General features: G+C 63.0%; 20 protein-coding genes. 18 read left to right on the top strand and 2 right to left on the bottom strand.

Translation table 11 applies throughout. The features are described from left to right. Nucleotides 1–189: 189 nt before the first annotated feature. The 10 genes from mdlC (at nucleotide 190) to ACTJLD_RS20520 (ending at nucleotide 12,305) form a co-directional block, all read left to right on the top strand. The gene (gene mdlC / locus ACTJLD_RS20475) at nucleotides 190–1,779 is read left to right on the top strand and encodes a benzoylformate decarboxylase (protein ID WP_226178868.1); all 1,590 of its coding nucleotides are present in this window, start codon (nucleotides 190–192) and stop codon (nucleotides 1,777–1,779) included. Nucleotides 1,780–1,834: 55 nt separating this feature from the next. Beyond that, nucleotides 1,835–3,286: an aldehyde dehydrogenase gene (locus tag ACTJLD_RS20480; RefSeq protein WP_440659507.1), complete on the top strand. Its 1,452-nt coding sequence runs from the start codon at nucleotides 1,835–1,837 to the stop codon at nucleotides 3,284–3,286. Nucleotides 3,287–3,427: 141 nt separating this feature from the next. Then, entirely contained in the window at nucleotides 3,428–3,553 is a 126-nt protein-coding gene (locus ACTJLD_RS20485; protein WP_260433357.1) for a hypothetical protein, read from the top strand. After that, on the top strand, nucleotides 3,550–4,896 hold the full coding sequence (locus ACTJLD_RS20490) for an MFS transporter (protein WP_440659508.1): 1,347 nt from the start codon (nucleotides 3,550–3,552) through the stop codon (nucleotides 4,894–4,896). Before ACTJLD_RS20485 ends, ACTJLD_RS20490 begins: the two co-directional genes overlap by 4 nt. A gap of 114 nt (nucleotides 4,897–5,010) precedes the next feature. Further along, nucleotides 5,011–6,183 (top strand): 4-hydroxybenzoate 3-monooxygenase, encoded by a 1,173-nt coding sequence (locus ACTJLD_RS20495; protein WP_334066737.1) that lies wholly within the window; start codon nucleotides 5,011–5,013, stop codon nucleotides 6,181–6,183. A gap of 124 nt (nucleotides 6,184–6,307) precedes the next feature. Beyond that, on the top strand, nucleotides 6,308–7,453 hold the full coding sequence (locus ACTJLD_RS20500; protein WP_440659509.1) for an alpha-hydroxy-acid oxidizing protein: 1,146 nt from the start codon (nucleotides 6,308–6,310) through the stop codon (nucleotides 7,451–7,453). 83 nt (nucleotides 7,454–7,536) lie between these two features. After that, entirely contained in the window at nucleotides 7,537–8,496 is a 960-nt protein-coding gene (locus ACTJLD_RS20505) for a helix-turn-helix domain-containing protein (protein ID WP_060319571.1), read from the top strand. 152 nt (nucleotides 8,497–8,648) lie between these two features. After that, nucleotides 8,649–9,701, top strand: a complete 1,053-nt coding sequence (locus tag ACTJLD_RS20510; RefSeq protein WP_049096296.1) for a carbon-nitrogen hydrolase family protein — start codon at nucleotides 8,649–8,651, stop codon at nucleotides 9,699–9,701. A gap of 148 nt (nucleotides 9,702–9,849) precedes the next feature. Further along, nucleotides 9,850–11,082 carry an MFS transporter gene (locus tag ACTJLD_RS20515; RefSeq protein WP_440659510.1) on the top strand — a complete coding sequence of 411 codons (1,233 nt, stop codon included), beginning with the start codon at nucleotides 9,850–9,852 and terminating at the stop codon, nucleotides 11,080–11,082. A gap of 197 nt (nucleotides 11,083–11,279) precedes the next feature. Then, entirely contained in the window at nucleotides 11,280–12,305 is a 1,026-nt protein-coding gene (locus ACTJLD_RS20520; RefSeq protein ID WP_440659511.1) for an amidase family protein, read from the top strand. Here the strand turns inward: ACTJLD_RS20520 and ACTJLD_RS20525 are convergent. Then, on the bottom strand, nucleotides 12,226–12,963 hold the full coding sequence (locus ACTJLD_RS20525) for a helix-turn-helix transcriptional regulator (protein WP_440659512.1): 738 nt from the start codon (nucleotides 12,961–12,963) through the stop codon (nucleotides 12,226–12,228). The two genes, ACTJLD_RS20520 and ACTJLD_RS20525, sit on opposite strands and share 80 nt — an antisense overlap. Before the next feature lie 456 nt (nucleotides 12,964–13,419). Here ACTJLD_RS20525 and ACTJLD_RS20530 point away from each other — a divergent pair, with 456 nt between their 5' ends. Further along, entirely contained in the window at nucleotides 13,420–14,478 is a 1,059-nt protein-coding gene (locus ACTJLD_RS20530; RefSeq protein WP_060371808.1) for a porin, read from the top strand. A 67-nt stretch (nucleotides 14,479–14,545) separates the two neighbouring features. On the opposite strand, the gene ACTJLD_RS20535 is transcribed toward ACTJLD_RS20530, so the two are convergent. Then, complete coding sequence (locus ACTJLD_RS20535; RefSeq protein WP_124531760.1) at nucleotides 14,546–15,937, bottom strand: aminotransferase-like domain-containing protein; 1,392 nt, start codon at nucleotides 15,935–15,937, stop codon at nucleotides 14,546–14,548. 381 nt (nucleotides 15,938–16,318) lie between these two features. Between ACTJLD_RS20535 and ACTJLD_RS20540 the strand changes: the two genes are divergently transcribed. Genes ACTJLD_RS20540 through ACTJLD_RS20570 form a run of 7 tightly spaced genes read left to right on the top strand, consistent with a single transcriptional unit; the run spans nucleotide 16,319 to nucleotide 21,924 of the window. Beyond that, nucleotides 16,319–16,801, top strand: coding sequence for an MSMEG_0572/Sll0783 family nitrogen starvation response protein (locus tag ACTJLD_RS20540; RefSeq protein WP_006405208.1), 483 nt, complete (start codon nucleotides 16,319–16,321; stop codon nucleotides 16,799–16,801). A 19-nt stretch (nucleotides 16,802–16,820) separates the two neighbouring features. Further along, a complete protein-coding gene (locus ACTJLD_RS20545; RefSeq protein WP_060061953.1) occupies nucleotides 16,821–17,843 on the top strand; it encodes a Nit6803 family nitrilase in 1,023 nt (340 codons plus the stop codon). Further along, nucleotides 17,836–18,906, top strand: coding sequence for an MSMEG_0568 family radical SAM protein (locus ACTJLD_RS20550; RefSeq protein WP_059697794.1), 1,071 nt, complete (start codon nucleotides 17,836–17,838; stop codon nucleotides 18,904–18,906). The genes ACTJLD_RS20545 and ACTJLD_RS20550 overlap by 8 nt, the downstream gene beginning before the upstream one ends. Nucleotides 18,907–18,908: 2 nt before the next feature. After that, entirely contained in the window at nucleotides 18,909–19,469 is a 561-nt protein-coding gene (locus ACTJLD_RS20555) for an MSMEG_0567/Sll0786 family nitrogen starvation N-acetyltransferase (RefSeq protein WP_027789319.1), read from the top strand. Beyond that, on the top strand, nucleotides 19,466–20,449 hold the full coding sequence (locus ACTJLD_RS20560) for a sll0787 family AIR synthase-like protein (RefSeq protein WP_440659513.1): 984 nt from the start codon (nucleotides 19,466–19,468) through the stop codon (nucleotides 20,447–20,449). The genes ACTJLD_RS20555 and ACTJLD_RS20560 overlap by 4 nt, the downstream gene beginning before the upstream one ends. After that, a complete protein-coding gene (locus ACTJLD_RS20565) occupies nucleotides 20,446–21,630 on the top strand; it encodes an MSMEG_0565 family glycosyltransferase (RefSeq protein ID WP_321908649.1) in 1,185 nt (394 codons plus the stop codon). The genes ACTJLD_RS20560 and ACTJLD_RS20565 overlap by 4 nt, the downstream gene beginning before the upstream one ends. A 9-nt stretch (nucleotides 21,631–21,639) precedes the next feature. Beyond that, on the top strand, nucleotides 21,640–21,924 hold the full coding sequence (locus ACTJLD_RS20570) for an MSMEG_0570 family nitrogen starvation response protein (RefSeq protein WP_021156903.1): 285 nt from the start codon (nucleotides 21,640–21,642) through the stop codon (nucleotides 21,922–21,924). The last annotated feature ends 34 nt before the right edge of the window (nucleotides 21,925–21,958 follow it).

The raw sequence follows: 21,958 nt of genomic DNA on the forward strand, positions 1-21,958 counted from the left end.
CGATGACGGCGAACAGCCTTTTCCGACAAGGCATCCGGGCGGAATTGGCCGATCCGGCATTCCGATAGACGCATGCCAAAATGTAATGACTTTGAGCTTTTTTGGCAATTTTCAAACAGGGTGTCGAATCCCATACTGCGGCTCATCCCATCACCGCCAGCCTGAGTGGCGAACCGCAGAGGATTCGAGATGCAACGAAATACAAGTGGGCAGCCGACCGTTCGCGATGCCGTCGTGGACTTGATGCGGCGCCTCGAATTGACGTCCGTGTTTGCCAATCCCGGCTCGACCGAGCTACCGATGTTCCGCGACTTCCCGGAGGACTTCCGGTACGTGCTCGGATTGCAGGAAGCAGTGGTGGTCGGTATGGCGGACGGGTATGCCCAAGCCACCGGCAATGCCGCGCTGGTCAACCTGCATTCGGCAGCCGGTGTCGGCAACGCGATGGGCAACGTCTTCACGGCTTTCAAGAACCGGACGCCCCTGATCATCACGGCCGGCCAGCAGGCCCGTTCGATTCTGCCGTTCGATCCGTTTCTGTCGGCATCGCAAGCCACCGAGCTGCCGCGGCCCTATGTGAAATGGAGCATTGAACCGGCTCGTGCCGCGGATGTTCCGCTGGCCCTCGCCCGTGCTTACCACGTGGCGATGCAGGAGCCGCGTGGTCCGGTGTTCGTGTCCATTCCGGTCGACGACTGGGATCAGCCGGCCGACTTCGTCGAGGCGACCCGGATCAGCACCCGGTTCCGCCCCGATCCGGTACGGATCGCGGAGATCGGCGACGCGCTGGACGACTGCGAACGGCCGGCCCTCGTCGTCGGCGCGGAACTCGATCGTGCCGATGCGTGGAGCGAGGCCATCCAGCTGGCCGAGCGCCACAACGCGCGGGTTTATGTTGCGCCGATGTCGTCACGCTGCAGCTTCCCGGAAGATCATCGACTTTTCGCCGGCTTCCTGCCGGCAATGCGCGAAAAAATCGTTCGGATGCTGAACGGGCATGACCTGATCTTCGTCGTCGGGGCGCCGGCTTTTGCGTATCACGTCGAAGGCAGTGGCCCGCATGTGCCCGATGGCGCGGCGTTGTACCAGCTCATCGACGATCCGGCTACCGCTGCCTGGACCCCGGTCGGCACGTCGGTGGTGGCGAACATTCGCCTGGGGCTGGTGGACCTGCTCGCCCGGCCGGCACCGCGAGGCCGGCCCCTGCCGGCGCCGCGCGAGGCGGTCGAGCGAGCCGAGCCCACAGCAGTGATGTCGGTCGCTTATGCGTTGCAGACGCTGTCCGAAGTCCGCAACGCAGCCGATATCGTGGTCGAGGAGGCGCCCAGTTCACGCCCCGTCATGCAACGTTATCTCCCGTTCACGCGCAGTCAGACGTTCTACACGATGGCAAGCGGCGGTCTGGGCTACGGCATGCCCGCCGCGGTGGGTGTCGCCTTGGCCAGACCCGGCAGCCGCGTGATCGGCCTCATCGGCGACGGCTCGGCGATGTATTCGCCGCAAGCGATCTATAGCGCGGTCCAGCTCGATCTTCCGATCACATTCGTGATCCTGAATAACTCGCGCTACGCCGCCTTGCAGGAATTCGCGCCCGTGTTCGGCTTCGCCGCGTCGGATCCGGTACAGGGCACCGACCTGCCAGGGCTGGATTTCGTTTCCCTGGCCAACAGCATGGGGTGCGAAGGCGTTCGAGTGAGCGACGCGCTGTCGCTGAAGCCCGCGCTGGAAGACGCGTTGTCTTCGGGAAAAACACGCGTCGTCGAAATTGTCGTGGCCTGACCGCGAGTCGCTGATTCGGCAGGCCGGTTTTTCAAGAATATTCCAGGAGACGGTAATGAATCAGGTAACGATGTTGATCAACGGCGAGCGTGCGATGGCTCGCGACGGCGCGACATTCGAGCGCCGTAACCCGCTCGATGACACGGTTGCCTCTACGGCGCCGGCCGCGACTGTCGCCGATGCACAAGCGGCGGTGCATGCGGCGGCCGCCGCGTTTCCCGCATGGTCGGCGATGGGCCCCGGCGAGCGACGCGCTCTACTGAATCGGGCCGCGGATGCGCTCGAAGAAAAAGGCGACGCTTTCGCGCTGGCAATGGCAACCGAAACGGGCGCGTCTCGCCTGTGGGCGGATTTCAACGTCAAGCTTGCGGCCGACGGGCTGCGCGAAGCGGCTGCGATGATCACGCAGATCTCCGGCGAGGTGATTCCGTCGGACGTGCCGGGCAGTCTTGCGCTCGGCGTGAGGCAGGCCGCCGGCGTCGTGCTCGGGATCGCACCGTGGAACGCGCCCGTCATCCTCGGCGTGCGTGCCGTCGCGTTGCCGCTGGCGTGCGGCAATACCGTCGTGCTCAAAGGTTCCGAAACCTGCCCCGCGACCCACGGCCTCATCATCGAAGCGTTACAGGACGCCGGACTGCCACGCGGCGTCGTGAACTTCGTCACGAACGCGCCGGCGAATGCGGGCGACATCGTCGAAGCGATCATTGCCGAACCGGCGGTCAGGCGGGTGAACTTCACGGGTTCGACGCGCGTCGGCCGCATCGTCGCGACCCAGTGCGCGAAATATCTGAAGCCTTCGGTACTCGAACTCGGCGGAAAGGCACCGTTTCTGGTGCTTCACGATGCCGATATCGAAGCGGCGGTTCAAGGCGCGGCATTCGGGGCGTTCGCCAATTCCGGCCAGATCTGCATGTCGACCGAACGCATCGTCGTCGACACGAAGATCGCCGATGAATTCGTCGCGCGACTGGCGGAAAAGGCACGGAGCCTGCCGCTTGGCGATCCGAGAAAGGGGCCGACCGTGCTCGGCTCCGTCGTGGACATGGCGACGGTCAGGAGATGCAACGACCTGATCGACGACGCGCTGGCGAAAGGTGCGACCCTGGTATGCGGAGGGACATCCGAGACCACGCTCATGCCGGCCACGTTGCTCGATCACGTGACGGCGGACATGCATATCTACCGGGAGGAGTCGTTCGGGCCCGTCAAGGCGATCGTTCGCGTCAATGGCGACGAAGAGGCCATCGCCTGTGCCAACGACAACGAATATGGCCTGTCGGCGGCAGTCTTCAGCCGTGACGTCGCGCGGGCGTTGACGGTCGCGAAGCGTATCGAGTCCGGGCTTTGCCACGTCAATGGCCCGACGGTTCACGACGAGGCGCAGATGCCGTTTGGCGGGATGAAGTCCAGTGGTTTCGGGCATTTCGGCGGCAAGGCCGGGATCGCGGAATTTACGGATTTGCGCTGGATCACCGTGCAAACGACGCCTCGTCACTATCCGTTCTGATCGTTGCCGCGGTCATGGCACGTGTTGCTCACCATGGACGCGATGGGCTTCCGGATGGTGGGCACGAACACAATAACAACCCGATATCGTTGAGACGCCTTCGCTCCTGAAACGACGAGCGACCGGCTTAAGGAGACTGCAATGCCCGTCATCAATTTCGAGTCGTCGCTCGATCGCGCCCGGTTGGAGTCCGACCGTCGCGTCGGAAAACGAATTACGCAGGACTGCGATTCAGAATTCGCCGGTCTGTCCGGGAGAGCGAAATGAACGATCGTAATCCGCCTCTGCTGACCGTAGACATCGGCCGTGCCCTCGATGAAGGACCGTTCTCGGCGTTCCAGCGAACGGTCGTCCTGCTCGCCGCGCTTGCGATCGTGATGGATGGCTTCGATGGGCAGCTCATCGGGTTCGCCATTCCCAGCTTGATCAAGGAATGGGGCATCACGCGCAACGCATTTGCGCCCGCCGTTGCTGCCGGCCTCGTCGGCATGGGTATAGGGAGCGCGTTCGCCGGGCTGTTCGCGGACAGGTTCGGTCGGCGCTGGGCAATCATCGGCAGCGTGCTGGTATTCGGCTTGGCGACGAGTTCGATTGCGCTATCGCCGGACGTGATGACCATTGCCATCCTGCGCTTCTTCGCGGGACTGGGTATCGGCGGCGCACTGCCGAGCGCGACGACCATGACGGCGGAATTTACGCCGGCTCGCCGGCGGACGCTCGCGGTGACCGCAACCATCGTTTGCGTACCGCTGGGGGGCATGCTTGCGGGGCTATTCGCGAGCGTCGTGCTTCCGCATTACGGCTGGCGCGGGCTCTTTCTGATTGGCGGCACGCTTCCCGTCGCACTGGCGCTCCTGCTGTATTTCGTCATGCCGGAATCGCCGCGTTATCTTGTGCGTCATCAGGAACGCTGGAATGAACTGCGTCACCTGCTGTCCCGCATGTCCCGCTCGATTCAGCCGCACGCCGTATTCGCCGATCAGAAGGAGCAGAAAGCGGGGCAGCGCCCAGGCTTTCGCGCGTTGTTCGCGGACCATCAAGGCCGCGACACGCTCGCAATCTGGGTCGCTTTCTTCATGAACCTCGTCGCGGTCTACAGCGCATTCAGCTGGCTGCCGACGATGCTGGCAGGCGAGGGACTCAGCGCTTCGGTGGCGGGTTCAGGTCTTACCGCCTACAACCTCGGCGGCGTACTGGGCGCAATGGGCTGCGCAGTGGCGATCGGTCGGTTCGGGTCGCGCTGGCCTTTGCTCGTATGTTGCCTGATGGCGTCCGCGAGCGCGCTTTTCCTGCGCGGTCTCGACGTCTCTGCCCACACGACGTTGCTCGTGTTCGGGATCGGGTTGCACGGCCTCTTCGTGAACGCGGTTCAATCGACGATGTATGCCCTTTGCGCGTACGTCTATCCCACCGAGATTCGCGCGACCGGGACCGCATCCGCGCTCGCGTTTGGGCGGCTCGGCGCGATTCTCAGCGCGTTCGCGGGGGCCTTCGTGATCACGCAGGGTGGAGCGTCTGCGTACCTGGGCATGCTGGGTGCCGCGATGGCGATGGTTTTTATCTGCCTGATGATCGTGCGTCGTCATATTCCGCCCATCAAGGGCGCTTGAGATCAGTGTCGAGGGCGACGTTTGTCACGCGCTCCGCGCAGGGCACGTAACGATGTCGCTCATGTTGAACCGAATGACGGAAAACGTCTGACAGTACCTTCAGTTGGAGATGGCATGCGCACTCAAGTAGGCATTATTGGCGCCGGTCCTGCCGGCCTCCTTCTTTCTCATCTTTTGCATCTGAAAGGTATCGAGTCTGTCGTGCTCGAAACCCGCCGACGCGAGCAGATCGAATCGACGATCAGGGCGGGTGTACTCGAGCAGGGGACGATGGACCTGCTTGAAGCGTCCGGTGTCGGTGAGCGTATGAAGGCAGAAGGAGCGTTGCATCACGGCTTTGAACTCGCCTTCGACGGAAAGCGGCGGCGCATCGACCTCAAGGCGTTGACCGGGCGGGCCATCACCGTCTATGCGCAACACGAAGTCATCAAGGATCTGGTGGCGGCTCGGGTTGCTGCAGGCGGCTCTATCCTGTTTGATGTCGCGGATGTCTCGATTCACAACATCGACACGTCGGCCCCGTCGATACGGTTCGTGCATCAAGGGCAATCACATACGCTGGACTGTGATTTCGTGATCGGATGCGACGGTTCGCAAGGGGTGTCCCGTTCGGCGATTCCCGAGAGCGTTCGCCGCGATTTCGAGCGCGTCTATCCGTTCGGTTGGTTCGGCATTCTGGTCGAAGGTGCGCCGTCCGCAGACGAGCTGATCTATGCACGTCATGATCGCGGTTTTGCCTTGGTCAGTACCCGTTCGCCGACGGTTCAGCGCATGTATTTCCAGTGCGACCCGAAAGATTCGGTCGACAACTGGTCCGACGACCGGATCTGGGCCGAAATGCACGCACGCGTCGACTCCGCCGATGGCCAGAGCGTTGTCGACGGGAAGATCTTTCAGAAGAATATCGTCGGCATGAGGAGCTTCGTCTCGACGACGATGCAGCACGGCCGACTGTTTCTTGCCGGCGACGCCGCTCATATCGTTCCTCCTACCGGAGCAAAAGGTCTCAACCTGGCAGTCTCCGACGTACGAATCCTGAGCAGTGGACTCGACGCGTATTACCGGACCGGCGATGAAGCGCAACTCGCTTCGTACAGCGAGCTTGCGCTGAAACGGATCTGGCGTGCCGAGCATTTCTCCTACTGGATGACCCGCATGATGCATCGTCTCGACGATGCCTCGCCGTTCGAACAGCAGTTGCAGGTTGCCGAGCTCGAGCATGTGACTACGTCCGAGACTGCGGCGAGGTCCATGGCGGAAAACTATGTTGGGAGCGTTGCCGTCTAGCTTTCGACTTTGCGTCGTTACTCGGTCGTCTTCCGCCTCGAATGACCGAGGGAGACGCGCGAAACCGGCGTGCAGCGCGTCTCGTGCTTTTCGCATCACGATTTACTCTGACAGTACCCCGATCATGACAACAGGATTTCCCGGCATTTTCTCCGTCAGCGACTATCGTGGCGAAGCCAGACGGCGGTTGCCACGCATGGTGTTCGACTATCTGGAAGGCGCGGCAGACGACGAATCGGGATTGACGCATAACCGTTCGGCGTTCGACAGGCTGCAGTTGTTGCCGCGCCGGCTGTCGGATGTCAGCACGCGAGAGCAGTCGGTGCCGCTTTTCGGGCGGCTGATTCCATTACCGCTGGTGATCGCGCCGACGGGCCTCAATAGCGCGTTCTGGCCGAAGGGCGACCTCGCACTTGCGCGCGCGGCGGGCAAGGCCGGAATTCCGTTTGCGCTATCGACGGCTTCCAACATGTCCATCGAAGAGGTGGCAAAAGGGGCCGACGGAGACCTGTGGTTTCAACTGTACGTCGTTCATCGCAACCTCGCGAAGAGTCTGGTCAATCGTGCCCGTTCGGCTCGCTATTCGACCTTGATCCTCACCGCCGATGTCGCGGTGAACGGCTTTCGCCGACGCGATCTTCGCAATGGCTTTGCCATGCCGTTCAAGGCAAGTGCACGTGCGGCCGTCGACGGACTGTCGCACCCGCGCTGGCTTTGGTCCTATCTGATGAACGGCATGCCGGAGTTGAAGAATTTCGCCACGGACGATGCATCGGACACCGCCTCCCAGGCGGCGATTCTTCGCCGGCAGATGGATGCGAGCTTCAGTTGGGACGACCTGCGCCGTTTGCGGGACGAATGGCCGGGCAAACTCCTCGTCAAGGGCATCGTGACGGCCGACGATGCCGCGCGGTGCGTCGCGCTCGGCGCGGACGGCGTCATCGTTTCGAACCACGGCGGCAGGCAACTCGCCGACCTGCCCGCGACGGCCGACGTGCTGCCGGATATCGTCGAGCGCACCTCAGGCACGACGGTCATTCTCGACAGCGGCATCCGGACGGGGGCCGACGTCGTCAAGGCGGTCGCGCTGGGGGCCCACGCCGTGATGCTGGGGCGGGCCACCTTGTACGGGCTGGCTGCCAGAGGGGAAACCGGCGTGAGCGACGTCATCGACATGATCAAACGGGAAACTGACCGGACGCTCGCCCTCATCGGTTGTCGCTCGGTGGGCGAGCTCGATCGCAGCTATGTTTCGAAGCGGCCGTCATAGGCAACTGCGCATTGACGGCGGATTCTGGATGCGCAATTGTTCGGGGTGACGCTCCCGCGTATTTGCCGCCGGAACCTTGTGCCATGAATCAAGTGACGACCACGGATCATTACCATCGCGACGACCGGCTTTTGGCATGGGCGGATCAGGTTCGGGCCAGTTGCGTCCCCATGGTTTTCAGGACCGAATCCGATCAGGGATTTCGTGGCGAGATTTCCAGCGTGAACACGGGCGGAGTGTGTGTGTCGCGGATCTCGGCGGTCGATCACGTCGCGGCTCACGACTGGGACGACGTGCGGCGCACGGCGGACGACTACCTGCTCGTGTCGATACAGATCGAGGGGCGAGGTGCACTCGAGCAGGATGCCCGCACCGCGTTCGTCGACCCTACCGACATGGTGCTGTTCGACTCGTCGCGCCATTTCGTCTGGCATTTTTCCGGACAGCACTACACGATCCGCTTTCCCCGCCAGGCGCTGGAGAAATTGGTGCCGTGCGGCCGGCAGCACACCGCGGTGCGTATTCCTGCGGCCACCGGGATACGCCGTATCGCCGCGGACCATATCGCGTCGCTGCACCGAGTGCTTTCGTCAGACGAAGGCGCGATGACCGCTTGCGAGAGGCTTGGCGATGTGTCCGCCAACCTGGTCGCGCTGGCGTTGGCGGATTATTTCAACACGGTTCCGCTGCCCAGATCCAACGTGAAAGAGATGCATCTGCTGCGGGCGCGCGCGTTGATCAAGGACAGGATTCACGACCCGGAACTGGGACCCGAACTGATCGCCGATGAACTGGGGGTTTCCAGCCGTTACCTCTATCGCCTGTTCGCCGAGGCCGGGGAGTCGATCGGCGAGACCATCTGTACGGCCAGACTCAACGGGTGCGGCGAGTGGCTTCGGCAACGCGCGTACGCTAACCGCTCGATTACCGATATTGCGATGGCTTGGGGTTTCAATAATGCATCGCATTTCAGTCGTACGTTTCGACGTCACTTTGGCGTGTCTGCGCGCGACTACCGTGCGAAGCATCGCGACGTTGGTTGAATCGCCCCTGAGCGGGCTGCGCGGTAATCCCGCCGGCTGGCAGCATAAGTAAAAATCCTGTTCTGTCAGAGTCAAGCGTCCGCCATATTGGCCCCGGACACTTTCTCTACAACGTTGCGGGCGTCCCGTCCCGCGAGTCGTGGAGGAGTATCTTGGCTCTCAACCATCCCCAATATAAGGCGGCTGTCGTGCAGGCCGCCCCGGCGTTCCTTGATCTTCAAGCCGGAATCGAAAAGTCCATACGCCTGATTGAAGAGGCGGCGCAGGCCGGCGCCGCCCTGATCGCGTTCCCTGAAGTGTGGCTGCCGGGCTACCCGTTCTACATCTGGCTGGGTACACCGGCCTGGTATATGAGCAAAGGCTATGTTCAGCGATATTTCGACAACTCGCTGAGCTACGACAGTCCGGAAGCCGATGCACTGAGGGCCGCGGCCAGAAAAAACCGCATCACGGTGGTGATGGGACTCTCGGAGCGCAAGGGCCATTCCTTATATATCTCCCAATGGATCATCGGCCCCGACGGAGAAACCCTCCTGCAACGGCAGAAACTCAAGCCTACCCACCTCGAGCGGACGGTCTTCGGTGATGGCGAGGGCAGTGGCCTGACCGTAATCGACAGTCCGTTGGGAAAGCTCGGCGGGCTTTGTTGTGCCGAACACGTGCAGCCTTTGACCAAGGCCGCAATGTATGCGCAAGGCGAACAGGTCCACGTTGCGGCCTGGCCGAGCTTCTCGCTCTATGAATTTGCCAGCGCATTGAGCCACCAGGTGAACAACGCGGTTTCGCGGACGTATGCCGTCGAAGGAGGTTGCTTCGTCCTCGCGCCTTCGACAGTCGTCACCGAGGAAATGGTCGAGAGCCTTTGCGACACCGAGGACAAACGTCAGCTGTTGCGGGCAGGCGGTGGCCACAGCGTCGGATACGGGCCCGACGGGGCGGAACTGTTCGACAAGATCGACGAAACCGCGGAAGGCCTGCTCTACGCCGATATCGACCTCGGCATGCAATCGCTTTCGAAGTGCGTTTTCGATCCCGTGGGGCATTACTCGCGGCCTGACGTCCTGCGGTTGCTGATCGACCGGCGACCGCGCCCTCCGGTCACCGAGATCCTCGATGGCCCCGCCGGGGAGACGGTCGCCGATGATCAAACATCGTCGGACAACGGTTGCTCGCCGGAGCTCGCGAGAAGTGGCGGAGATCGGTAGCGGCCTGTCGGGCTCGCCATGCGATTCCGTGGTGAGCCGGACGGAGGTTTTCGTGTCGCTGCCGTATTGGCTCGATACCGATTGAAGCGGGATGGTTTTCTTTGAAACAACAGCCATTCAATCACGACGATATATTTAGGATATCGATATGAACTACAAACAAAATAGAGAATACGAATGGAAGATGGTCATCTTTCTTGCGGTGCTGTTCGGCATCGTTGGACTCGATCGTCTGGTCATCGTGTATCTGTTTCCGGTTCTTCTGCCGGAGCTCAAATTGAACAACACGCAGGCGGGCGCAATCGCGTCGGTTCTCGCGTTGACCTGGGCCATTTCGACATGGGTGCTCGGGAGTCTGTCCGATCGCCATGGGCGTCGCAAGATTCTGCTGGGGTCTTCGATCTTCTTCTCGGTGATGACCTCCTTTACCGGCGTCGCCAAGTCGTTCCACGGCATGCTGCTCGTGCGAGGCCTCCTTGGCGTGGGCGAGGGCGGCGTCTTCAGCGCCAGCGTCGCGACGATCGACGAAATATCGACGCCGAGCCGGCGCGGCTTGAATCTGGGCATTCATCAATCGTTTTTCCCGCTTCTGGGTATCGGCCTTGGACCGATCATCGCTACCCAGCTCGTGATGCACATGCGCTGGGAGTGGGTGTTTTTCGTGCTCGGTATTCCGGGGCTTTTGCTGACGTTCCTGATCGGCAGGACCATGCGAAAGACGGAGGCCGGTCGCGACAAGCAGGTCCGGGCGGCCTCGGGCGGCCCGTTGACCGTGCTGAGATACAAGAACATCTGGTTGACCACGGTCATCGGATCGCTCTTCCAGACGGGCTTGTTCGTGTTCTCGACGTTCGTCGCGCTCTATCTGACCAAAGTCGTGGGCCTCAGCCTCGGCACGGTCGGCTTGATCATTTCCGGATGGGGTTTCGGCGGGTTTATCGGAATGGTCGCCGTTCCGGCGATATCGGATCGGCTCGGGCGGCGTATCGTGCTCGTCGTCTCGGCGGCTTGCTATGGCGTCCTGATGTTGGCGTTCGTTCTTTGTCACGCTTCTCCGATCGTGATGTTCGTCAACCTCTTTGCTGCCGGGATTTGCGGCTTCGGCATCGCACCTCTCTTTCTTGCCGTGATTCCTTGCGAATCCGTACCGTCCACGCTGACCGGTTCGGCCGTAGGCGTTCCGACCGCTGTCAGTGAACTCATTGGCGGGGTCCTGATGCCCGTGGTTGCAGGTGGGCTTGCCGATACGTTCGGTCTGGGTTATCCGATGCTGATCGTCGGGGGCGTGTCGTTGGTGAGCGCGCTCGTGGGGATGTTTCTCGATGAAACGGTACCCGCTGCGACGTCGAAGCATTCCGTCTCGAACATCGACGCGGCCTGAACGTCCGTCGAAGCGCAGGCGAATTTCAGATCGTTACGCGGACTCACTCGATCGAGGCCGCCTGCGTCGGCCGGGGGGCGGTATCCGCGGCGAAGAGGGGCGCTGCCAGGGTTGGCTACGCCATCGTCATTTCTGAAGATGCGCTACAAAAAAGCCGATGCGCAATCTACGAAGACCGAAATGCACGAGAGACGTAGATGCCAACCCTGCCGCAGCTTTCAGTCGTCGACGCAAAAGGCGCGATCGATCGACGCGAGATATCCTGCCTGGAATACGTTCAGGCGCTGGTGGATCAACACGCCAAAACCGAGTCGCTGAACGGGTTCGTGTTTTTCGACCGTGACGCGCTGTTGCAAGCGGCGCGGGAACACGATGAATCGCTCGTAGCCCGAACGGGCCGGTTGCCGCTTTCCGGCATTCCATTGGCCATCAAGGACAACATCGACTGCGCGGGCATGCCGACCGCCGCGGGAACGGCAGCGCTCCGCGACGCCGTACCTCGAGCTGACGCACCCGTCGTGGCACGCGTGATCGACGCGGGCGCGTTGGCCGCGGGCAAAGCGAACATGCACGAACTCGCTTTCGGCTGCACCAACCACAACGGATTTTTCGGCCCGGCCCGCAACCCGTATGACCCGTCCAGAATTCCAGGCGGAAGCAGCGGCGGGTCTGCCGTGCTGGTGGCGAGTGGTGCGGTGCCGGCGGCGCTCGGCACCGACACGGGCGGATCGGTGCGCATACCGGCGGCGCTGTATGGATTGGTCGGCTTTCGTCCTACGCACGGACGCTATCCGTCCGGAGGTGTCGTGCCGATATCGCCCACGCGTGACACGGTCGGCCCGATCGCCCGCACCGTCGCCGACGTGATGTTGCTGGACGAGATCTTGTCCGGAAGCGGTTCAACGCTTCCCGCGGTCGACGATACACGTGGCTTTCGCCTGGCAGTTCCCTATTCGACGTTGGGGGAGGGGTTGTCACCCGACGCCTGGCCGGTACTCGAACGTGCGCTGCATGCAAGTGCCGCGGTGGGCGTTGGGGGGCTCGTGCCGGCATCGGTACGAAACCGTATTGGCGGTTTAGTCTCTTGTATCGGACGATTCGCCGCGTCGTGCGTACGTGGCCGTCGACCGCGCCGTTCAATCGTCATGACGACGGGGTCGTTCCGGCCGCGGCGACGGAGGCGGCAAGCTCCGCGCGGTTGGAGAATCCCTTCTTGTCCATGATCCGCCGCAAATGGGTGCGCACGGTCGACAGGCTGATGCAGAGAAGACGGCCGATATCCTGATCGGTACAGCCCTTTGCGACCAGCTGGGCGATCTCGCTCTCACGGTCCGTGAGCCCTGTCGCGCTGCCTGCCCGGCGTTTGATCGCGCGGCAAAGGAACGGCTCGATCGCATCGAGCACGAGTTTGTCGCGCATCTCGAACTCAGGCCGATTCCTCGTTCGCCAGATTCTCAAGTCGCTGAGCTGGCGTTCGCCGTCGAAGACAAACACGTTGATTCCATGATGCAACCCATCCTGCGCGAGAAACTCGTTGTAGAACTCGCTTTTCTCCAGTGCAGGCCGGTCCATCACTTCTTCCACCAACGTGGCCCTGCGCCGCTTGCAGAGTTGCGCCGTCATCGGGTCATTGTGCTGGTACCAGCTCGTGTAGCGACGCACGTGATCCGAGTCGACATTGACTGCAATCGGGTCGGCGTACATCCCTTTTTCGGCATCCCAGTTGTAGGAGACGCAGAAATCGGATCGCAGCAGCCGGGTCAGGTCTGACAAAACGACGCGCCTGACATCCACGATCGGCCCGAGCTCCTCGAGCCGCCCGATGATGTCACCGAAAAGTCGGAGTTCGTCGAGCGTGAGATCGTGAACTTGTGGCTTCAAGGGTGCCTCATCGGTAGGTGGAATCGGGAGACAGCATGCGTGACAGCCTCGAAAGACTGGTTCGCATTACACATCAAGCATAGCAAGGCAAAAAATCCCGATCAGCAATGAACTTCACTGCCATTGCCTGTCCGTTGTATTCATGCCGCAGTCAGGTCCACTGCCTATTGCAGATCGGAAGGGATGTTCGCGAGGGCGCCTGAATTTCTTGAGCGCGGGCTCAGGCCGAGTTTCCCCTGTCGATATTTCTAACGATGGGGCTCAAAAAACGGTGCTCATAGAGTAGACGCGCAGTGGGAAGCGGACGTGCCGAGACTGTTCGTTGTAGCGAGGCAAGCTGGAGGGTTACCCGGAGACGCCTGCCCATTGACCAAACGATTCCGATGCATTTCCAGCGGGACGTTTTCCTCAGTCATTTTCGTCAACGAAAGCTACGCATAAAATTAGGAAAGCGATATGAATACGGTCATCAAGCGAAGCATGGTGGTGTGCGCCGCGGTCGGTTGCGGCGTGGCACATGCACAGTCCTCAGTGACGCTGTACGGGCTGGTGGATGCGGGTATTACGTACACGAACAATGCGACATCGAGCACCGGACATGGCGCGCTCGTGCAGTTTGCGTCCGGGTCTTCGCAGGGAGATCGCTGGGGGCTGACGGGTAAAGAGGACCTGGGTGGCGGACTCAAGGCGATCTTCACGCTCGAAAGCGGCTTTCAACTTTCCAACGGGGCCTTGGCGCAGAGCGGGCTTTTGTTCAATCGCGCAGCCTTCGTCGGCCTTGACGGACGCTTCGGCACGCTGACGCTCGGGCGGCAATACGACTTCATCGGCGATATCTTTCCGGCGTACTCGATTGCGGGAAATACGGCAGCGGGCATCCTGGGGTGGGGAATCCCGGCGTATGCGGCTGGCGGATATACGCTCGACAACCGACTGTGGGGCGATAACGTCAACAACTCGGTGAAGTATCTTTCGCCGACGATTTCGGGTTTCAGTGTCGGCGCCATGTATGGTTTCGGCAACGTCGCCGGCTCGTTGGGCACCAACAGCTCGATGAATTTTCTGCTGAACTACAGCCAAGGCGGGCTCGCCGCATCGCTGTCGTATTTCAAGCAGCATAACGCGACGACTTCCGCGAATTTGACCGAATACGCCGGCGGTGCAACCTACAGCCTGGGGAAAGCGCAGATTTTTGGTGTCGTGACCGATGTTCAGTTGAGCAGCGGCACCCGGGCTCGGGCGCTGACCTATGACGGTGGCATGACTTACTTTGTCAAGCCCGATATTTCGCTTGGAGCAGGGTTCCAGTTTCAACAGCGCAACAACGGCGTCGGCAGCGCGAACCAGGTGACCATCGGGGCGGATTACTTCATTTCCAAGCGAACGGACGTGTATTTCGTTGGCGCGCTCGCGCATGATCATGCACACGGCGCGCAAATCGAAGCAGCGCTCGGATCGCCGTCCAGCACGAGTTTTCAGACTGCGGCACGGATCGGCATTCGCCACAAGTTCTGACGGTCGCGGGTCGAGCGCGATGGCGAACCGGGGGTTCGCCCATTTGTCTTCGACGCGGTATCGGCCGCTACATCGCCGCACCATAAAGATGATGCGCGTCGGTCAGTGCATCCGCGACGAGTTCCAGGCCGTCCCGGCACTGCTCCCGATCCTGCGGCCCGCCAAGGCAGATACGGATCGCCGCCGGCGGGTCGCCGTCCGTCGAAAATGCCGCGCTCGCCACGGCGGCGACGTTTCGACTCCGCAGATGCTGCGCCAGATCCGGTGCGGTCCATAGGCACTCGCCCGGAATCGGCAACCAGAGATGGAAACCGTCGGGGTGGGCATCGAAAGGCCATGCGCCGAGAATCCGGCCCGCGATCGCCTGCCGTGCATGCGCCTCCGATCGAATCGCGGCCAGCATCTCGCTTGCCGTGCCGTCATTGATCCACTGGGTAGACAGCAGCATCGTGAACGGGCTCGGCATCACGGTCGTGGCGCGCAATGCGCCGGCGATCCGCTGTGCTTCGCGCACCGTCGGCGCGAGCAGGTAAGCGATGCGCAACCCGGCGCCGAAGTTCTTCGACATGCCGGTCACGTAGTAGGTCAGTTCTGGCGCCAGCAGCGCCAGCGGGGGCGGTGCGCTCTGCGGCAGCATCGCATAGGCATCGTCCTCGATGATGGGCACGTTGTAGCGTGTGGCGATATCGGCCAACGCTTCGCGGCGTCGGAACGGTATCGTGAGCGTGCTCGGGTTCTGCAGGGTCGGGTTGCAGTACAGCGCGGCGGGCTGTCCGCTTCGGCAGAGCGATTCGAAGGCATGCGGCAACGGCCCGTCGTCGTCCCGCGGCAGCGGCTGTAACCGCACGCCCAGTTGCGATGCGATGGCCTTGATGCCGGGGTAAGCGAGCGAATCGAGGCAGATCGAGTCGCCGCGGCTTGCAAGCCGGGAAACGAGCGCGACGAGGGCGCTGTGGATTCCCGGACAAACGAGCACGCTATCGCTGCTGCAGCCGGGCAGGCGATTGGCCAGCCATGCGCGGCCGGCGGCGCGATCCGCCGGTGTGCCGCCGAAATCCTGATATCGCATCAATTGGTAAGGGTCCGCCGCGGCGAACAATGCGGCAGCCGATTCCTGCAGTCGCCCGGCCATCTCGGGCGGCTCCGGTGGCATGTTCATCGACATCTCGATGCTGCTCCCGCCCGACAGCGGGATCGTCCGGGTTGGGCCGCGCACGAATGTACCGCTTCCTGCCCGTGTATCGAGCAAGCCGCGCCTGCGGGCTTCAGCATACGCGCGGGCTACCGTCGTGTAGTTCAGGTTCAGCGCACCGGCGAGATCGCGCAGCCCGGGTAGGCGGTCGCGTGGTTTCAGCCGGCCCGCCGCCAGGTCTTCCTCGATCAGGTCGGGGATCAGCAGGTACGCCGGCTTCCTGCTTTCCAGGAGTCGCTTCGACCAATGATGGATTATGTAATCCATACCTGTTTCCATTTGATGATTCATCAAAACGTTAGCATGGCGCATTAATCGGAAATATCTATATCGCCATTCTGAAGCCAGATGATTGCATTGATCGCATCATGTATCGGATTGATGCATGGATGCACGCTCGATGCGCACGCATGCTTGCTGGTTGCTTCACACGGGTGCGCGCCGTCGCCCGGACGGGACACTTCCTGTCCGAACCGCATTCGGTCACGCAAGGATCGGACCGGCTGCATCGGCATTTATCGATTGAATGATCGGAGAGTGATCGCATCAGGTCTGTGCCTGGTTGGCATATGCGTTGCGTTAATGAGATCGCCCGGACTCGAAAGTGTTCGGGAATATCACTGAACTCATTATCAAACGGAGCGTGCCATGCCCGCAGTCAATCAGCCGTTGCACAAGAAGGGAGATTTCCTCGTCGATTACGAGGAAAAGGTGTTCGAAGACGTCAAGGCGGAACCGGGCGAGAAAGCGCTCGTGACGTTCCACACGGTTGCGTTCGAGGGATCGATCGGCTTCGTGAACCTGCTGCAGGCGACTCGCCTGCAACGCAAGGGATTCGAGACGTCGGTGCTGCTCTATGGCCCCGGCGTGACGCTCGGCCTCCAGCGCGGGTTTCCGACGCTCGGGGACGAGGCGTTTCCCGGTCATCTGAACTTCAACAAGCAACTCGTCAAGTTCATGGAAGAAGGCGGGAAAGTCTACGCGTGCCGTTTTGCGCTGCAGGCGCTCTACGGGCATGGCGAAGCGTCGCTGATCGAGGGCATTCGACCGATCAATCCGCTCGACGTGCTGGATATCCAGCTGCTTCACCGCAAGGAGAACGCGCTGGTCATCCATACCTGGACCGTTTGATCGAATGACGGGTGCCATCATGTCCGACAAACGCATCGTCCGGGCGGCAGCCGTCCAGATCGCTCCCGATCTGGAACGCGCCGGCGGCACGCTCGACAAGGTCTGCGCGGCGATCGACGAGGCCGCCGGCAAGGGCGTCCAGCTGATCGTCTTTCCTGAAACATTCGTGCCGTATTACCCGTACTTCTCGTTCGTGCGGACGCCGGTCGCATCCGGCGCCGATCACATGCGGCTGTACGAGCAGGCCGTGGCGGTGCCGGGCCCCGTGACGCATGCCGTTGCGGAGCGCGCGCGTCTGCACGGGATGGTGGTCGTGCTCGGCGTGAACGAGCGCGACCACGGCAGCCTGTACAACACGCAGCTGATCTTCGACGTCGACGGGCGCCTCGCGGTGAAGCGCCGCAAGATCACGCCGACGTTTCACGAGCGGATGATCTGGGGGCAGGGCGACGCGGCCGGACTCAAGGTTGCGCAGACCGGTGTCGGACGGGTCGGTGCGCTCGCGTGCTGGGAGCACTACAACCCGCTCGCCCGTTATGCGCTGATGACGCAGCACGAGGAAATTCATTGCAGTCAGTTTCCCGGCTCGCTGGTCGGCCCGATCTTTGCGGAACAGATCGAAGTCACGATCCGCCACCACGCGCTGGAAGCGGGCTGCTTTGTCGTCAATGCGACCGGCTGGCTGACGGACGCCCAGATCGAGTCGATCACGGGCGATCCGAATCTGCAGAAGGCCCTGCGCGGCGGATGCAATACCGCGATCGTGTCACCGGAGGGGCAGCATCTGGCCGAGCCCTTGCGGGAGGGCGAAGGGATGGTGATCGCCGACCTGGACATGTCGCTGATCACCAAGCGCAAGCGAATGATGGATTCGGTCGGCCACTATGCGCGGCCGGAACTGCTGAGTCTTGCCATCAACGATCGGCCGGCGACGACGGTGACCCCGATGGGGATCAGCGTGCCGGCCGCACGCGACTTCGAGGGACATTGCCATGAGCGCGAACGCGAAACCGTCGGTGCAGAGCCGGCAATTGATGACTGAACTGCAGTCGGTCGGGCTGCGCCTCGCCGATCCGCGGGTGGGCGCCGCGAGCCGGCGCGGCGGCGCCGGGCCGTCCGATCACAAGGCCGTGACGGTCGACGGCGTGACCATCATGGTGCCGGTGCACACGAGTACCGCGTGGGATTCGCCGTTCGTCGCGGCGGCGCCCGATGCGGCGGGCGTCAGCCTGCTCTCGCGCGGCACCATCCCGATCGCGAGCATCAGCTTTCCGTCGAGCCCGCGTTTCTACGCGTTGCAGACACTGGAGGGCGTGCCGTACTCGCACATCGCGACGCTGCATGGCGCCGACGTGCTGGCGACCACGGTGTTGCAGACCTGCATTCGCTACGAGAGCCGGCGCAAGACCTGCCAGTTCTGCTCGATCGGCCAGTCGCTCGCGGCCGGCCGGACGATCGCCCGCAAGACGCCGGAGCAACTCGCCGAGGTTGCGCGCGCGGCGGTCCTGCTCGACGGCGTCAAGCACATGGTGTTGACGACCGGCACACCGCCGACGCCGGATCGCGGTGCGCGCGTGCTGTGCGAAAGCGCGTTCGCGATCAAGGCGGCCGTCGATCTCCCGATCCAGGCGCAATGCGAGCCGCCCGACGACGACAGCTGGTTCGACCGGATGAAGGCAAGCGGGATCGATACGTTGGGCATGCATCTGGAAGCCGTGACGCCGGCGGTGCGCGAACGGATCATGCCGGGCAAGGCGAGCGTGCCGCTGTCCCGATACATGGCGGCATTCCGCGCGGCCGTCGGCGTGTTCGGCCGCGGCCAGGTCAGCACCTACATCCTCGCCGGGCTCGGCGACAGCGCGGCCGCGATCCTCGACATGTCGCGCGAACTGATCGGGTTGGGCGTGTATCCGTTCGTCGTGCCGTTCGTCCCGATCAGCGGCACGCCGCTGGAGAGTCATCCGGCGCCGTCGCCGGACTTCATGCGGGCGGTGCTCGAACCGCTCGGCGCCATGCTGCGCGACGCCGGCATGCGCTCCGCCGACATCAAGGCAGGCTGCGGAAAGTGCGGCGCCTGCTCGTCGCTTTCGACCTACGAGGGGTGAGCATGTACTGCGCAGAGATGGGACTGGCCGACTGCCGCGACACCTACCGGCCCGCCGAATACCGGATCAAATGGGCGGCGCTTCCGTGGGAAATCGACGAAGCATACAAGCTGCGCCGGGCGGTGTTCTGCATCGAGCAGGGGATCTTCGCCGGCGACGATCGCGACGATATCGATCGCCACGCGCAACTGCTGGTCGCAGTCAGCTGCTGTGCGGGGCTGCCCGAGCAGGTGGTCGGCACGGTGCGGATTCATGAAACCGTGCCCGGAACCTGGATGGGCTCGCGGCTGGCGGTGCATCCGGCGTTTCGCAGGCAGGGCAGGATCGGCTCGATGCTGATCGCACTTGCCGTCAGCAGCGCGCATGCCGAAGGTTGCCGAACCTTCGTCGCACACGTGCAATCGCAGAACGTGCCGCTGTTTCGTCGGCTTCACTGGGATGCGCTCGGCGAAGAAACGTTGTTCGGACGTCCTCATCAACTGATGCAGGCCCGGCTTGCGCACTATCCGCCGTGCGGCACGCCGTTCGAGGGTTTCGTCCTGCGCTCGGAGGTGCGGCCATGAGTGTCGACGGTCGCATCGCAACGCTGCGCGCAAGTCGCGGTTTCCAGCACAAGCACGACATCTCCGGCGTGGTCGCATCGCTGGCAGCGTCAATGCCGAACGGCGAGCGGGATCTTGCACAGGCGGTGGCACTCGGCGACGACTGCGCGGCGATTCCCGATGCGGACGGTTACCTGCTGTTCGCGATCGAGGGCATGGTCGGCGATTTCGTCGAGTCGATGCCGTGGTTCGCGGGGTACAGCGGCGTGATGGCGAACGTCAGCGACATCTATGCGATGGGCGGGCGGCCGATCGCCGTCGTCGATGCACTGTGGAGCGACGGAATCGACGCCGCGCGGCCGGTGCTCGCCGGGATGGCCGCGGCTGCGTCGGCGTATGGCGTGCCGATCGTCGGCGGCCACAGCAACACGCGCAGCGCGCAGGGGCAACTGGCCGTATCGATCCTGGGCCGGGCCCGCGCGCTGCTGTCGAGCTTCAGCGCGCGGCCGGGCGATCGCCTGATGATGGCGATCGACCTGCGTGGCGCATTCGAGGATCCGTACCCGTTCTGGAATGCGTCGGTCGGCGCGCCGTCGGCCCGGCTGCGCGGCGATCTCGAGATCCTGCCGGCGTTGGCTGAAGACGGGCTGTGCGATGCCGCGAAGGATATCTCGATGGCGGGCGTGCTCGGGACGGCGCTGATGCTCGTCGAATGCTCGCGCGTCGGCGCGCGCATCGAACTCGACGCGATCCCGCGCCCGCCCGGCGTCGATTTCGATCGCTGGCTGACGGCCTTTCCGAGCTACGGGTTCCTGATGTCGGTCCGGCCGGCGCATGCCGACGCGATCGTGGAACGCTTCGCGGCGCGCGGGCTCGCGTGCGCCGTGATTGGCGATATCGACGCAACGCGCGAGGTCGTCGTCGAAGAAGCGGGCGAAACGGCGGTGCTGTGGGATTTCGGGATCGAGCCGTTCATGACCGGCGGCGGAGGTGTCCGATGAGTGGCGATGCGTTGCGTATCGCGCTGCTGACCCATTCGGTGAATCCGCGCGGCGGTGTCGTGCACGCACTTGAACTCGCCAGTGCGCTGCACGAAGCGGGAAACGACGTCACCGTGTTCGCGCCGGCCGCGCCGGGCGAGGCGATGTTCCGCGATGTCCCGTGCCGCGTCGTGCTGGCGCGCGTCGATGGCCGCCCTGGCAGCGTCGCGGAAATGGTGTCCGCGCGGATTGCTGCGATCAGGCGCGCATTGCTGGAGCACGAGGCGGGCGGGTTCGACGTCCTGCATGCACAGGACAGCATCACGGGCAATGCGCTGGCCGAGTTGCGGCAGTCCGGCGCAATAGACGGTTTCGTACGGACCGTGCATCACCTCGACGTATTCGACGACCCGCAGCTCGAGCGCTGGCAGGAACGTGCGTGGCGCGCGGCGGACCAGGTGCTGTGCGTGAGCGCCGTGTGGGCGGCCACGATGCGCAAGACGTTCGGGGTCGACGCAAGCGTGGTGCCCAACGGCGTGGACGTCGCCCGGTTCGCTCGTGCGGACCAGGCGGACATGCAGGCGGTGCGGCAGCGGTACGGCCTGCACGGCGGCCCGATTGTCCTGGCGATCGGCGGGATCGAGGAGCGGAAAAACTCGATCGCGTTGCTCGAGGCGTTCGCCCGATTGCGCGGCACGATGCCCGATGCACGGCTCGTGATCGCGGGCGGCGCGAGCCTGCTCGATCACGACGCATACGCACGCCGCTTCGTCGCGCGCGCCGCTGCCCTCGGGCTGGGGATCGGCGTCGACGAACCCGTCGTGTCGACGGGGCCGCTCGATGACGCGGCGCTGGTCGCGCTGATGCACTGTGCCGACGTGGTGTCGATGGTGTCGGTCCGAGAGGGATTCGGTCTGGTCGTGCTCGAGGGGCTTGCTTGCGGAAAGCCCGTCGTCGTGTCCGAAATCGAACCCTTTACCGAGTATCTGGACGAGCACGCGTGTGTGTGGGCCGATCCCGGCGATGTGGATTCGATCGCCGACGCGCTGCGCGACGCGCTCTCGGGACGGCGTGTTCCCGATTTCGTACATGCCGTTCCCGCAGTGCTGAACCGCTACTCATGGGAAGCGAGTGCGCGAAGGCATCTGGATATCTACCGGGCCCGGCTGGCGCAGCGTGCGCGAGCCGTGTCCACTGAATGAGGAGGAATCATGCCGGTCATGCATTTTCGGGTTCGTTGGCCCGATCAGTCGGAAACAAATTGCTATTCGCCTTCGACCGTCGTGTCGGAATTCTTCACGCCCGAGACGCAGTACGCGCTCGACGACTTCGTCGAGCGAGCCCGACGCGCACTGGGTATCGCGTCCGATCGCGTACGCGAGAAATACGGATTCGCGTGCTCGGCCGCGATGGACGAGCTGGCACGGATCGAAGCGAACGCGGAACGATTCGCGCCGCAGGGCGACGCGACCGTGACCGTCATCGAACTCGTTTGAGGCGTAAGGCACGCAGGAATCCACTGTCTTCTTC

This window comes from Burkholderia sp. 22088, from assembly GCF_052045915.1.
In the GTDB taxonomy this organism is placed as follows: domain Bacteria; phylum Pseudomonadota; class Gammaproteobacteria; order Burkholderiales; family Burkholderiaceae; genus Burkholderia; species Burkholderia cepacia.